General features: G+C 64.4%; 12 protein-coding genes. 4 read left to right on the forward strand and 8 right to left on the reverse strand.

Annotation, left to right across the window (positions count from 1 at the left end; genetic code table 11):
• Positions 1-14: 14 nt before the first annotated feature.
• From FAZ95_RS13245 to FAZ95_RS13255, 3 genes are all read right to left on the reverse strand, one after another.
• On the reverse strand, positions 15-929 hold the full coding sequence (locus FAZ95_RS13245) for an alpha/beta fold hydrolase (protein WP_137332876.1): 915 nt from the start codon (positions 927-929) through the stop codon (positions 15-17).
• A 290-nt stretch (positions 930-1,219) separates the two neighbouring features.
• Positions 1,220-1,861, reverse strand: coding sequence for a CoA transferase subunit B (locus tag FAZ95_RS13250; protein WP_137332877.1), 642 nt, complete (start codon positions 1,859-1,861; stop codon positions 1,220-1,222).
• A gap of 2 nt (positions 1,862-1,863) precedes the next feature.
• Entirely contained in the window at positions 1,864-2,568 is a 705-nt protein-coding gene (locus FAZ95_RS13255; protein ID WP_137332878.1) for a CoA transferase subunit A, read from the reverse strand.
• Positions 2,569-2,814: 246 nt separating this feature from the next.
• Here FAZ95_RS13255 and FAZ95_RS13260 point away from each other — a divergent pair, with 246 nt between their 5' ends.
• Positions 2,815-3,360 carry a PAS and helix-turn-helix domain-containing protein gene (locus tag FAZ95_RS13260; protein ID WP_137332879.1) on the forward strand — a complete coding sequence of 182 codons (546 nt, stop codon included), beginning with the start codon at positions 2,815-2,817 and terminating at the stop codon, positions 3,358-3,360.
• 48 nt (positions 3,361-3,408) lie between these two features.
• On the opposite strand, the gene FAZ95_RS13265 is transcribed toward FAZ95_RS13260, so the two are convergent.
• Both FAZ95_RS13265 and FAZ95_RS13270 read right to left on the reverse strand, forming a co-directional pair.
• On the reverse strand, positions 3,409-3,840 hold the full coding sequence (locus FAZ95_RS13265) for an acyl-CoA thioesterase (protein WP_137332880.1): 432 nt from the start codon (positions 3,838-3,840) through the stop codon (positions 3,409-3,411).
• 118 nt (positions 3,841-3,958) lie between these two features.
• Positions 3,959-4,735, reverse strand: a complete 777-nt coding sequence (locus FAZ95_RS13270) for an SDR family oxidoreductase (RefSeq protein ID WP_137332881.1) — start codon at positions 4,733-4,735, stop codon at positions 3,959-3,961.
• 175 nt (positions 4,736-4,910) lie between these two features.
• Between FAZ95_RS13270 and FAZ95_RS13275 the strand changes: the two genes are divergently transcribed.
• Positions 4,911-6,584 carry an electron transfer flavoprotein-ubiquinone oxidoreductase gene (locus FAZ95_RS13275; RefSeq protein WP_137332882.1) on the forward strand — a complete coding sequence of 558 codons (1,674 nt, stop codon included), beginning with the start codon at positions 4,911-4,913 and terminating at the stop codon, positions 6,582-6,584.
• A 97-nt stretch (positions 6,585-6,681) separates the two neighbouring features.
• On the opposite strand, the gene aroC is transcribed toward FAZ95_RS13275, so the two are convergent.
• The 3 genes from aroC to FAZ95_RS13290 all read right to left on the reverse strand — a co-directional run bounded on the left by aroC (position 6,682) and on the right by FAZ95_RS13290 (position 10,608).
• The gene (aroC, locus tag FAZ95_RS13280; RefSeq protein ID WP_137332883.1) at positions 6,682-7,782 is read right to left on the reverse strand and encodes a chorismate synthase; all 1,101 of its coding nucleotides are present in this window, start codon (positions 7,780-7,782) and stop codon (positions 6,682-6,684) included.
• A gap of 85 nt (positions 7,783-7,867) precedes the next feature.
• Entirely contained in the window at positions 7,868-9,805 is a 1,938-nt protein-coding gene (locus FAZ95_RS13285; RefSeq protein ID WP_137332884.1) for an MFS transporter, read from the reverse strand.
• 341 nt (positions 9,806-10,146) lie between these two features.
• The gene (locus FAZ95_RS13290) at positions 10,147-10,608 is read right to left on the reverse strand and encodes a CBS domain-containing protein (RefSeq protein ID WP_137332885.1); all 462 of its coding nucleotides are present in this window, start codon (positions 10,606-10,608) and stop codon (positions 10,147-10,149) included.
• 203 nt (positions 10,609-10,811) lie between these two features.
• Between FAZ95_RS13290 and FAZ95_RS13295 the strand changes: the two genes are divergently transcribed.
• Positions 10,812-12,134 carry an O-acetylhomoserine aminocarboxypropyltransferase gene (locus FAZ95_RS13295; protein ID WP_137332886.1) on the forward strand — a complete coding sequence of 441 codons (1,323 nt, stop codon included), beginning with the start codon at positions 10,812-10,814 and terminating at the stop codon, positions 12,132-12,134.
• Entirely contained in the window at positions 12,131-12,967 is an 837-nt protein-coding gene (locus FAZ95_RS13300; RefSeq protein ID WP_137332887.1) for an alpha/beta fold hydrolase, read from the forward strand. Before FAZ95_RS13295 ends, FAZ95_RS13300 begins: the two co-directional genes overlap by 4 nt.
• The last annotated feature ends 146 nt before the right edge of the window (positions 12,968-13,113 follow it).

The following is a 13,113-nucleotide window of genomic DNA, read 5'->3' on the forward strand; positions in this document are numbered from 1 at the left end:
CGCACAGCCTCATATTATGACGCGTCGCCGACGAAGAAGCGGCGCGCTATGTCGATCTGCGTGCTGTCGAGGAACGCCGGTGCGTGACCGACGCCTTCGATTTCGACGCTCGATACCGCCCGCCCGCGCTCCACCATTTGCGCGACCGTCTCGCGCGACAGCAAGTCCGACTCCGCGCCGCGCACGACGAGCACCGGCCCTGGCGTCGCCGCGAGCGAAACCCACAGGGCCGCCTCGCCGGCGGCGCTCATCTCGGGCGTCGTCGCGGCAAACGGCACCGCGACGCGAGGATCGTAGCGAAACTCCCAAGCGCCGTCCTCGCGCTCGCGCAAGAGCGGCGTGTTGATTTCGCTCCACTCCTGCGGCGTCAACGGCCCGAACGACTCGGCAAGCGCAGCCGCATGATCGATTCCCTCCTGCTTCGTGGTGAAGCGCGCAGGCTTGCCGAGATATTCGCCGATGCGCTCGAGCGACGCCGGCTCGATATGCGGACCGATGTCGTTGAGCAGCAGCTTCCTGATCGGCGAATTGGGCAAGCCGGCAAGACCGAGCCCGATCATTCCGCCCATCGACGTGCCGAACCAGTCGACCGACTCGACGTCGAGCCGCGCGATGAGCGTCACCATGTCAGCGACGTACTGAGGCACCACGTATTGATTCGGGTTGCCGAGCCAATCGGACAAGCCGCGGCCCACCACGTCGGGACACACGACCCGGTAGACATCGGAAAGCGCCGCGGCCACCCGGTCGAAGTCGCGGCCCGAACGCGTCAGGCCATGCACGCACACGAGCACGCGCGGATTCGCCGGATCGCCCCACTCGGTATAGGCGACACGATGCAGCCCGCTCGCGCTCGCGCATTGCACGTAACGTTGGCGCGGCACGGACGAAAGAGCAGCGGTTGAAGATGCGGCGGGTGTAGAGGTCATCTGGGCTTTCCTCGGGCTTGGGAGCGGACGAACGACGCGTTACGCGACATCGTCGCGAAAGGCTTGGGACAGCACGTTGAACATGCCGTCGATTGTAATCGCTTTGCGATAGCCGAATGCCCGGCCAAACGGCTAACGCGCATCGCCCGCCACGCGAATTCGATGCACTCACTGCGGGCCTGGAGTAAGCGCTAAAGCGCCAACTTGGGTCGACAAAAAAACGGGCGAGGCTTTCGCCCCACCCGTTCGCCCATCTCGCATGCCGGCCGGCAAAGCCGGCTGGCGAGACGTCAGTGCACCGCGCTTACATCGAGCGGCGCGCCCGTTTTCGCCTTGATTTCGTCGACCGTCACGCCGGTCGCCAATTCGACGAGCTTGAGCCCGTCATCGGTCACGTCGATCACGCCGAGATCGGTGATGATCCGATCGACGACGCCCACGCCCGTCAACGGCAGCGTGCATTCTTCGAGGATCTTGTGCTGGTCGCCCTTCGCGACATGCTCCATCAGCACGACCACGCGCTTCACGCCCGCGACCAAGTCCATCGCGCCACCCATCCCCTTGATCATCTTGCCGGGGATCATCCAGTTCGCGAGGTCGCCCTTCTTGCTAATCTGCATGGCGCCGAGGATCGCGAGGTTGATGTGGCCGCCGCGAATCATCGCGAACGAATCGGCCGACGAGAAGATCGACGAGCCGGGCAGCGTCGTCACGGTCTGCTTGCCCGCGTTGATCAGGTCCGCGTCCACTTCGTCTTCGTATGGCGACGGGCCGATGCCGAGCAGGCCGTTCTCCGATTGCAGCCACACTTCGACGCCCGCCGGCACGTGGTTGGCAACCAGCGTCGGCAGGCCGATGCCGAGGTTCACGTAGAAGCCGTCCTGCAATTCCTTCGCCGCGCGCGCGGCCATTTCGTCACGAGTCCATGCCATGATCACTCTCCTTTCGCGCGGACGATGCGTTGTTCGATGCGTTTTTCCGGATGCGCATTGAGCACGATGCGCTGCACGAAGATGCCGGGCGTATGGATCGCGTCCGGATCGAGCTCGCCGGTCTCGACGATCTCTTCGACCTCGGCGACCGTGATCTTGCCGGCCATCGCGCACATCGGGTTGAAGTTGCGCGCGGTGCGGCGGTAGATCAGATTGCCGGACTTGTCCGCTTTCCAGGCTTTGACCAGCGCGACGTCGGCCGTGAGCGACGGCTCGAGCACGTACTGACGGTCGCCGAACTGGCGCGTCTCCTTGCCCTCCGCGATGATCGTGCCGTAGCCGGTGTTCGTGAAGAACGCGGGGATGCCCGCGCCGCCCGCACGCAGTTTCTCGGCAAGCGTGCCTTGCGGGGTGAATTCGAGCTCGAGTTCGCCGGCCAGGTATTGGCGCTCGAACTCCTTGTTCTCGCCGACATACGACGAGATCATCTTCTTGATCTGCCGCGTCGTGAGCAGAAGGCCGAGGCCGAAGCCGTCGACGCCCGCGTTGTTGCTGATGCAGGTGATGCCCTTGACGCCCGAATCGCGCAACGCCGCGATCAGCGCCTCGGGAATGCCGCACAAACCGAAGCCGCCGACGGCGAAGGTCTGCCCGTCCTTGACGATGCCTTCGAGCGCGGCGGACGCGCTTGGATAGACTTTGTTCATCTGTATGTCCCTTCCTTTCCTCGACTTGGAAACCGAATAATCCGGATCGGCGCGGTCAGCATCGAGCACGGTTCCGATGCCTCATTCTAGTCATCTACGGAAAATGCCGGCGTGAACCCGGACAAACCGTGGCGCGCGTACCGTCGTTATGTGATCCGTGAAAGGGTACGATGCACGGGCCTTACGGCACAATACGCAAAAATACATAAGCAATCGCCCGGCGGGCTGGCCCCGCAACGCTTCGACATGCCCCAGATCGACTACCAGACCGCCTTCCACCTCGCACCGATCGGCCTCGTGCTGTCGCGTGACCGCATTATCGAGGACTGCAACGATGCAGTGGCCGCAATCTTTCGCTGCAACCGGGAGGCGCTGATCGGGCAGTCGTTTCAGGTGCTCTATCCCTCGCCCGCGGAATTCGAGCGGATCGCCGAGCGCATTAGCCCGATCATGACGGCGCAGGGCAGCTATGCGGACGACCGCATCATGAAGCGCGCAACAGGCGAATTATTCTGGTGTCATGTGACGGGGCGTGCGCTCGACCGGCGCGCGCCGCTCGCGGCGGGCGTCTGGACTTTCGAGGATTTGAGCGCGACGCGCCGGGTCGCTGTCGAGCTGACGCCGCGCGAGCGCGAGATCGCCGCGCTGCTCGCCACCGGCAAGACGAGCAAGCAGATCGGACGCGCGCTCGACATCAGTTCGCGCACGGTCGATGTCTACCGGGCGAGACTGATGCGCAAGTACGGCACGGGCAACGCGACCGAACTGCTGCAGAGGCTGCTGGGGAATTAGCCGGGCATCGGCGAGCCCGGCGAAGGCGCGCGAATCGAATGGCCGCGCTCAGGACGCCTTGATCAGCACCGCGTTTTCGAGGGTGTCGCGCAGCAAGTCCGGAATCGGCACCGACTTGCCCGCCGCGTAATCGATCCACACGCAGCGCGCATTGCCGCGCGCGTAGAGCTGACCGGGGTCATCGGCGCGCGTCAGCTCGAACCCGGTATCGAAGCTGCTGCGGCCCGGCTTGCCGATCGTCATCCGGCCGATCACGTGGCCCGGATAGTGCAATTGCCTCAAGAACTCCATCGACGCGTTCACGATCACCGGCCCCTGCCCGTCCTCGTGATTGCCGATAAGGCCAAGATGTTCGAACCACGAAATCCGCACCTGCTCCATGTAGCGGAAATAAACCGTGTTGTTCACGTGGCCGAAGGCATCCATGTCGCCCCAGCGGATCGGCATCGACATCTCAAAAACGGGGTGGTAATCGCTCATCGTACTTCTTCTGCTCTTCTACACATGAAAATCGGGGTGGTACCCGGCGCACGCGCATATCGAAGCCGTGCGCCGGCGCCGCCGGGCGCAACGGCCCGAGCGGCGGATTGACTCAGGACTAGGCGAGACCGAACCCGTCGTCGGCGGCAATCACCGCGCCATTGACGAATTGCGATTCGTCGGCGGCGAGCAGCAACAGCAGGCCGTCAAGGTCCTCCGGCTGGCCGACGCGGCGGCGCGGCAGCATCGCCAGCAGCTTTTGCCCTTGTTCGGTCGACCAATGATGGTGGTTGATCTCCGTGTCGATATAGCCGGGGCAGATCGCATTTACGTTGATGCCGTGGCGGCCCCATTCGAGCGCCATCGCCTTCGTCATATGCACGACGGCCGCCTTGCTCATCGAATAGAGGCCGATTTGCGGCAGCACCCTCAAGCCCGCGACCGACGCGATATTGATGATCCGGTAAGCCGGCTTCTGCGCGCCTCCCGCGCGCATCATCATCCGCTTCGCCACTTCCTGCGCGACGAAGAAGGCGCCGCGCGTGTTGGTGTCGAACACGTATTCGAAATCGGCAGGCGTGACGTCGGTGAGCTTTTGCGTCGTCGACACACCCGAGTTGTTGACGAGGATGTCGATCGTGCCCGCTTCCGTTTCCGCGTGCGCGACCGCCGATTTGATGCTCTGGTAGTCGGTCACGTCGAGCGAAACGACGTGCGCCGCGCCGCCGGAAGCCTCGATCTCGGCGCGCAGCTCCTTCAGACGCTCGACGCGGCGGCTAGCCAGCACCACCTTCGCGCCCGCTTGCGACAACACCTGCGCGAAGCGCTTGCCAAGCCCGCTCGACGCGCCGGTGATCAGGGCGACCTTGCCTTCCAGATTGATCGAACGGCCCATTGTCATTCCTTGTTTGGTAAAGGTTTGCGGATCGCAGGCTCGCCGCAGTCGCGCGGCGACACCCTATCACAAAATAGAACGATCGTGCTAATCTGCACAGATGCGGTTGCGGCAGTCCGACCGTTCCCTGACAATACGAACCCGAAAAAAGCATTCTAACGGTAGAGGAGCCCCAATGACCCCCGAAAGTCTCATCGAGCAATACGGTCCGCGCGAGTCGATGGAATATGACGTCGTGATCGTCGGCGGCGGGCCCGCAGGGCTGTCGGCCGCGATCCGGCTCAAGCAACTGGCCGCCGAGAAAGGCACCGACATCGGCGTGTGCGTGCTCGAAAAGGGGTCGGAGATCGGCGCGCATATTCTGTCGGGCGCGGTCATGGACCCCCGCGCCATCCACGAGCTGATTCCCGACTGGAAGGAAAAGGGCGCGCCTTTGAACGTCGAGGTGACCGAGGACCGGTTCCTGTTCCTCTCGGAGAAAGGCGCCGTCAAGACGCCCAACTGGGCGCTGCCGGATAACTTCAAGAATCACGGCAATTACGTGATCAGCCTCGCCAACGTCACGCGCTGGCTCGGCCAGCAGGCCGAAGCGCTGGGCGTCGAAATCTTCCCGGGCTTTCCGGCTGCCGAGGTTTTGTATAACGACGACGGCTCGGTGAAAGGCGTCGTCACCGGCAACATGGGCGTCGGCAAGGATGGCGAGCCCACCGAGAACTTCCAGCTCGGCATGGAGCTGCACGCGAAATACACGCTCTTCTGCGAAGGCTGCCGTGGGCATCTGGGTCGCCAGCTGAACGAGAAGTTCAAGCTCAACAAGGATTCGGACCCGCAGGTCTACGGCATCGGCATCAAGGAGCTGTGGGAGATCGATCCGGCCAAGCACCAGCCGGGCCTGGTGATCCACACGGCCGGCTGGCCGCTCGACACCGACACCTACGGCGGCTCGTTCCTTTATCACATCGACAACAACCAGGTGATGATCGGCTTCGTGGTCGGCCTCGGCTACACGAATCCATACCTCTCGCCGTTCGAGGAGTTCCAGCGCTACAAGACGCATCCGGCGATCCGCGCGTTCCTCGAAGGCGGCAAGCGTGTCTCGTACGGCGCGCGTGCGATCACGGCGGGCGGGCTGATGTCGCTGCCGAAGCTGGTGTTTCCGGGCGGGGCGCTCGTGGGCGACGATGCGGGCTTCCTGAATGTGTCGCGCATCAAGGGTTCGCACGCGGCGATCAAGACCGGCATGCTCGCGGCCGAAGCGGCGTTCGATGCCGTTCAGGCGGGCCGTCAGGGCGACGAGCTGAGCGCGTATCCCGAGTCGTTCAAGACCTCGTGGCTGCACAGCGAACTCCATCGCGCGCGCAACTTCAAGCAATGGATGAGCAAGGGGTTGTACCTGGGCACGCTGATGGTCGGGCTCGAACAGAAGCTGCTGGGCGGTAACGTGCCGTGGACGCTGCACCATAAGCACTGGGACCACGAGACGCTTAAACCCGCCTCGCAGTGCAAGCCGATCGACTATCCGAAGCCCGACGGCAAGCTGACGTTCGACCGGCTCTCGTCAGTGTTCATCTCGAACACGAATCACGAGGAAAACCAGCCGGCGCATCTGACGCTCAAGGATGCGTCCGTGCCGGTGAACGTGAACCTGCGCACGTATGCAGGCCCAGAGGGCCGCTTCTGCCCGGCCGCCGTGTATGAGTTCGTGAAGAACGACGACGGCAGCGACCGGCTCGTGATCAACGCGCAGAACTGCGTGCACTGCAAGACCTGCGACATCAAGGACCCGACGCAGAACATCGTGTGGGTCACGCCGGAAGGTGGCGGCGGGCCAAACTATCCGAATATGTGACGCGGTTGACGATCAACTGAAAAAGGGCGCCTCGGCGCCCTTTTCTTCGTGCGATACCGCTTCCCACAGCGAGGCGGCTCGCGCCCCGCTCTATCGCTTACGGCGCGCTAGCCGCAATCTTCGGCGTCGCGACGACGACATCGCCGCATTGCGCGCGATGACGCAACGCGTGATCGATCAGCACGAGCGCGAGCATCGCCTCGGCAATCGGCGTCGCGCGAATGCCGACACACGGATCATGCCGCCCGAAGGTCTCGACGACGGCCGGCTCGCCTGCCTTGTCGATCGAGCGGCGCGGCGTGCGAATGCTCGACGTCGGCTTGATGGCGATCGAGACCGTGATGTCCTGCCCCGTCGAGATGCCGCCGAGCACGCCACCGGCGTTGTTGCCGACGAAGCCTTCGGGCGTCAGCTCGTCGCCGTGGACCGAGCCGCGTTGCCGCACGCTCTCGAAGCCCGCACCGATCTCGACACCCTTCACCGCGTTGATGCCCATCATCGCGTGAGCGATATCGGCATCCAGCCGATCGAACAAAGGCTCGCCCAAACCGACCGGCACGCCCGACGCCACCACGTTGATGCGCGCGCCGATCGAGTCGCCGTCTTTGCGCAGCGCATCCATATAGGCTTCCAGTTGCGGCACGATCTCGGCGTTCGGCACGAAGAACGGGTTCTCGCGCACGTGCGACCAATCGACGAACGGCACGTCGATCTCGCCGAGCGCGCTCATGTAGCCGCGCACTTCGACATTCAGATGCTCGCGCAGCCACTTCTTCGCGACGGCCCCTGCCGCGACCGTCGGCGCCGTCAAGCGCGCCGACGAGCGGCCGCCGCCGCGATAATCGCGTATGCCGTATTTCTGCCAGTAGGTGTAGTCGGCATGGCCGGGACGAAACGTGTCGACGATGTTGCCGTAGTCCTTGCTGCGCTGATCGGTGTTGCGGATCAGGAGCGCGATCGGCGCGCCGGTCGTGACGTTCTCGAACACGCCCGACAGGATCTCGACCTTGTCTTCTTCCTGGCGTTGCGTCACGTGCCGCGACGTGCCGGGCTTGCGTCGATCGAGTTCGATCTGGATGTCTTCAACGGTCAAGGCCATGCCGGGAGGGCAGCCGTCGATCACGCAGCCGATGGCGGGACCATGCGATTCACCGAACGTCGTGACGGTGAAAAGCGTACCGAGAGTATTGCCGGACATGAGCGTCGTCCAAAAGAAAATCGGGGAGACCGCTACTATACCAGCCGGTTAATCGCGATGCCCCCGCCCCGCGCGGCTGCCGGCGCTATTTGCGCACACCGCGCAGCTCGGTGACGATCTGCTGCAATGCCTCCGGCGTCGCTGCATGCGGGTCGAGCGGTTCCGCCACCGCGAGCGTCAAGCGGCTCATTACGCCTCGTTTGACCGGCCGCGGCCAGTGCGCGTCATCCGCGCGCGAAAACACGCTGCCCCAAAGCCCACGCAGCGCCATCGGCACCACGGGCGCCGGCGTGCGCCTGATGATCTCGCTCACGCCGTGCTTGAACGGATTGATGTCGCCGGTTTTCGTCAGCTTGCCTTCCGGAAAGATGCAAACGAGGTCGCCCTCGGCAAGTGCCGCAGCACACGCGTCGTAGGCGCGCTCGAGCATCGCGGCATCCTCGTGCGCCGGCGCGATCGGAATGGTCTTCGCGTGACGGAACAGCCAGCCGATGAACGGCGTCCGGAAAATGCGATGGTCCATCACGAAGCGGATCGGCCGCGGGCTTTCGGCCATGATGACGACCGCGTCGACGAAGCTCACGTGATTGCAGACGAGCACGGCCGCCCCAGTCTCCGGAATGCGCTCCGGATGCACGAGACGAATGCGATAGAACGTGTGCACGAGCACCCACGCGATGAATCGCAGCAGGAATTCCGGCACGAGCGAGTAGATGTAAGTCGCGACCACGACATTGAGCAGCGCCGTAGTCAGGAAGATGCCGGGAATGCTGACGCCGAGCGACGTCAGCACGATCGCCATCAGCGCCGAAACGATCATGAAGAACGAGTTCAGGATGTTGTTCGCGGCGATGATGCGCGCCCGGTGCGTCGGCTGGCTGCGGCTTTGGATCAGCGCGTAGAGCGGCACGCTGTAGAAGCCGCCGAACATCGCGAGCAGGAACAGGTCCGCGAGGATGCGCCAGTGTCCGAGCTGCGCGAGAAATTCGCCCACAGACAGCAGATGCCCCGCCGGCGGCAGCGCATGGCTCGCGAAGTACAGATCGATCGCGAACACGCTCATGCCGATCGACCCGAGCGGCACGAGCCCGATCTCCACGCGCCGCTTCGACAACCGCTCGCACAGCAGCGACCCGATGCCGATACCGAGCGAGAACGTGGCGAGCAGCACCGTGACGACGTCCGGATCGGCCGAGAGCACGTCCTTGGCGAAATTGAAGAACGACGTGAGAAACGTCGCACCGACGAACCAGAGCCACGAGATGCCGAGCAGGCTCAGGAACACCGTGCGGTTCTCGCGGGCGAGCGCGAGGTTGCGCCACGTCTCCGTCACCGGATTCCAGTTGATCTGCAAATCCGGCTGCGGCGCGGCCGACACCGGCACAAACGACGACACCGCGCGCCCGACCAGCGCGATCGCAACGCACCCGAATGCGAGGATCGCCGCGCCGTGCTCGACGAAGCCCGCCGCCGCACCGCCGATGATCGTGCCGATCAGGATCGCGACGAAGGTCCCCATTTCGACGAGGCCATTGCCGCCGACCAATTCGCGATCGTTCAGATGCTGCGGCAGATAGGCGTATTTGACCGGGCCGAACAGCGTCGAATGGACGCCCATCAGGAACGTGCAGACGTAGAGCAACGGCGCGCTATGCATCCAGAAGCCGGCGCCGCCCACCAGCATCACAGCGATTTCGAACGTCTTCACGAAACGCGTGAGCGTGGCCTTGTCGTATTTGTCCGCAATTTGCCCCGACGTCGCCGAAAACAGCACGAAGGGGACGATGAAAATCGCGGAGATCAGGAAGGCGGCCGTTTTCGCGTCGACGCCGGAAAAGCGCGCGGTCTGATAAGTGACGAGCGACGAGAAACCGACTTTGAATACGTTGTCGTTGAGCGCGCCGAGGAATTGCGTCCAGAAGAACGGCGCGAACCGGCGCTCGCGCAGCAGGCCGAACTGAGAGTGATGCTCGCGCTCGGCATGGCGTTCACGTTGCGCGGTCGGGATGGGATGATCGCTCATGCGGTCGGGGAAATGTCGAGAGGGCTGATCGGCGGCCGCCATGTTGGGCCGTGTTCGCTACCGGCGTGCGGTGCCATGGTATGGCATGGATGTGAAACGAGCCTGCGCGGGCGTTGCATGAGACCAAAGTAAGGCTCTGCATGGGGCCGGAGTAAGTGCTGAAGCCCTAACTCCGGCCGACACGCTAAAGCGCTAACTCTGGTCGACACAAGAAAAAGCGCGCGTCGAGCGCGCGCTTTTTTTCGGTTCGATCTGGCGGGTCGCCGCGCTATGCCGCATTGCAGCAAAGTCGCCTTGGCGGACACGCCTACACCCGCCACTCGCGGCGCCGAGCCAACGAGCTAGCGCGTTTCGCGCTGCTCCTGCTCTTCTTCCGGCCAATCCCGGATATACGCCTTCAGCATCCGATTTTCGAAGCCCTGCTCTTCGACCACCGCCTTCGCCACGTCGTAGAACGAAATCACGCCCATCAGCGTGCGGCTCTCGAGCACCGGCAGATAGCGGACGTGATGTTCGAGCATCATTCGCCGCACTTCGTTGACGTCGGTTTCCGGCGTGCAGGTGATCGGATGATCGTCCATGACCTTGCGGATCGACGACGTGCCGACGCTGCCCGCATTCTTGTGCAGCGTCATGATGATTTCACGAAACGTCAGCATGCCGACCAGCTCGCCATACTCCATCACGACGAGCGAACCGATATCGTGTTCGGCCATCGTATCCACTGCTTCATGCAGCGACGCATCGGGCGTGACCGTGAACAAGGTGTTGCCCTTGACTTTTAGGATGTCGCTGACTTTCATATTTGTCTCCCGATAAAGCACAACTGACTTTTGATCGTAGCGGAAAGCCCCTCAAAAGGAAAGCGAGCGCGCCCGCCGGCGGCCCTACGGGTTTGCCCGCGACGGACTCGATGCCATGCGAATGCCATGCGATGCAGTGATACGATGGCCGGCACTTCAACCATTGCGGGCGCCGTCCGATAAAACCGGCCCCGCCGCCCCCGATGTCCGCCAATCGTTTCGACACGCTTGCGCTGCATGCCGGCGCAGCCCCAGACCCCGCGACCGGCGCGCGCGCCACGCCGATCTACCAGACCACCTCCTTCTCGTTCCGCGACACCGACCACGCCGCCGCGCTCTTCAACATGGAGCGCGCGGGCCACGTCTATTCGCGGATCTCGAACCCGACCGTGGCCGTCTTCGAAGAGCGCGTGACCGCGCTCGAGAACGGCGCGGGAGCGATCGGCACGGCGAGCGGGCAAGCCGCGCTGCATCTCGCGATCGCGACGCTGATGGGCGCGGGCTCGCATATCGTGGCGTCGAACGCGCTCTACGGCGGCTCGCATAATCTCTTGAACTACACGCTGCGGCGCTTCGGCGTCGAGACGACCTTCGTCAAGCCCGGCGATCTCGCGGGATGGCGCGCGGCGCTGCGCCCGAACACGCGGCTTCTGTTCGGCGAGACGCTCGGCAATCCAGGGCTCGACGTCCTCGATATCGCCGCGGTCGCGCAGATCGCGCACGAACACCGCGTGCCGCTCCTCGTCGATTCGACCTTTACCACGCCCTATCTGCTGAAACCGTTCGAGCACGGCGCCGATTTCGTTTATCACTCGGCGACCAAATTCCTGGGCGGCCACGGCACGACGATCGGCGGCGTGCTGGTCGACGGCGGCACGTTCGACTTCGTCGCGTCGGGCCGCTTTCCGGAGCTGACCGAGCCGTACGACGGCTTTCACGGGATGGTGTTCGCCGAGGAAAGCACGGTTGCGCCGTTTCTGCTGCGCGCGCGCCGCGAAGGACTGCGCGACTTCGGCGCCTGCCTGCATCCGCAAGCCGCATGGCAACTGCTGCAAGGCATCGAGACGCTGCCGCTGCGCATGGAGCGGCATGTCGCCAACACGCGCCGCATCGTCGAGTTCCTGGTGGCGCATGCGGCCGTCGAGTCCGTCGCCTATCCGGAGCTCGAGTCGCATCCGGACCACGCGCTCGCCAGGCGTCTGCTGCCGCGCGGCGCGGGCGCCGTATTCAGCTTCAACCTGCGCGGCGACCGCGCCGCGGGCCGGCGCTTCATCGAAACGCTCACGCTGTTCTCACATCTGGCGAACGTCGGCGATGCGCGTTCGCTCGTCATCCACCCGGCGTCGACCACGCACTTCCGGATGGACGCCGCGGCGCTCGCCGCCGCCGGCATCACGGAAGGCACGATCCGCCTGTCGATCGGCCTCGAAGATCCCGATGACCTGATCGACGATCTCAAGCGGGCGCTCAAGGCGGCAGCGAAGACGACGGCAACGCCGGCACCCGCGAACCAGGGGGCCGCATGATCGTCGACCTCAACGGCGCCGCCGCTTACGCCTACACCGGCGGCAAAAACTTCGACCGGGCCCTGCCCACGGCCGTCTTCATCCATGGCGCGCAGCACGACCACAGCGTGTGGGCCTTGCAAAGCCGTTACTTCGCGCATCACGGCTTCAACGTGCTGGCCGTCGATCTGCCGGGCCACAGCCGCAGCGCGGGCCCCGCTGCAACCAGCATCGGCGCGCTCGCCGACTGGCTGGCCGCGTTCCTCGATGCAGTGGGCGCCGACACGGCATTCGTTGCCGGGCACAGCATGGGCTCGCTCGTCGCGCTCGAATTCGCGGCCCGTTATCCGGCGCGCGCCGCGCGGCTCGCGCTCGTCGCGACGGCCGTGCCGATGACCGTCTCCGACGCGCTGCTCGATGCAGCGCTCCATCGCGAGAGCGAGGCAATCGAGCTGGTCAACCACTGGTCGCATTCGACGATCGCCGCCAAGCCGTCGGCTCCCGGCCCCGGCTTCTGGCTGCACGGCATGAACCAGCGCCTGATGGAGCGGATCTCCGCAAACGGCGAGCCGCGGCTCTTTCACACCGACTTCACCGCGTGTAATCAATACGCCGACGGGCTTGCACGCGCGGCGCAGGTGCGCTGCCCGGTGCGCCTCGTGCTCGGCAGAAAAGACGCCATGACGCCGCCACGCGCCACGCGCGCGCTCGCGGACGCCCTGAGCGCGGCCGGCGCAGAGGTGGACACGGTGACGCTCGATGCCGGCCACGCGCTGATGTCCGAACAGCCCGACGCCACGCTCGACGCGCTATTCAGCTTCGCGGCACCGCTTCGCTCCGGAACCCAGCGTTGACTCACGATAACGGCATGTGGGCGACTGCACCATCGGCCGAACGGCCGAGTTGCACGCCCGCACCATTCGCAGCAAAATGAATCTAACTCTTTGATGGAATTGAATTTGCTTGATTGCTTGGCGCGGGTCGCGAGCACGCAATGAAG

It is taken from the genome of Trinickia violacea (assembly GCF_005280735.1).
In the GTDB taxonomy this organism is placed as follows: Bacteria; Pseudomonadota; Gammaproteobacteria; order Burkholderiales; family Burkholderiaceae; genus Trinickia_A; species Trinickia_A violacea.

Excerpts from the sequence above, each read along its gene's own strand:
- FAZ95_RS13245 (WP_137332876.1), bottom strand. The coding sequence starts at position 929 with ATGACCTCTACACCCGCCGCATCTTCAACCGCTGCTCTTTCGTCCGTG.
- FAZ95_RS13295 (WP_137332886.1), top strand. The coding sequence starts at position 10,812 with ATGTCCGCCAATCGTTTCGACACGCTTGCGCTGCATGCCGGCGCAGCC.
- aroC (WP_137332883.1), bottom strand. The coding sequence starts at position 7,782 with ATGTCCGGCAATACTCTCGGTACGCTTTTCACCGTCACGACGTTCGGT.
- FAZ95_RS13285 (WP_137332884.1), bottom strand. The coding sequence starts at position 9,805 with ATGAGCGATCATCCCATCCCGACCGCGCAACGTGAACGCCATGCCGAG.
- FAZ95_RS13290 (WP_137332885.1), bottom strand. The coding sequence starts at position 10,608 with ATGAAAGTCAGCGACATCCTAAAAGTCAAGGGCAACACCTTGTTCACG.
- FAZ95_RS13300 (WP_137332887.1), top strand. The coding sequence starts at position 12,131 with ATGATCGTCGACCTCAACGGCGCCGCCGCTTACGCCTACACCGGCGGC.
- FAZ95_RS13255 (WP_137332878.1), bottom strand. The coding sequence starts at position 2,568 with ATGAACAAAGTCTATCCAAGCGCGTCCGCCGCGCTCGAAGGCATCGTC.
- FAZ95_RS13275 (WP_137332882.1), top strand. The coding sequence starts at position 4,911 with ATGACCCCCGAAAGTCTCATCGAGCAATACGGTCCGCGCGAGTCGATG.
- FAZ95_RS13265 (WP_137332880.1), bottom strand. The coding sequence starts at position 3,840 with ATGAGCGATTACCACCCCGTTTTTGAGATGTCGATGCCGATCCGCTGG.
- FAZ95_RS13250 (WP_137332877.1), bottom strand. The coding sequence starts at position 1,861 with ATGGCATGGACTCGTGACGAAATGGCCGCGCGCGCGGCGAAGGAATTG.
- FAZ95_RS13260 (WP_137332879.1), top strand. The coding sequence starts at position 2,815 with ATGCCCCAGATCGACTACCAGACCGCCTTCCACCTCGCACCGATCGGC.
- FAZ95_RS13270 (WP_137332881.1), bottom strand. The coding sequence starts at position 4,735 with ATGGGCCGTTCGATCAATCTGGAAGGCAAGGTCGCCCTGATCACCGGC.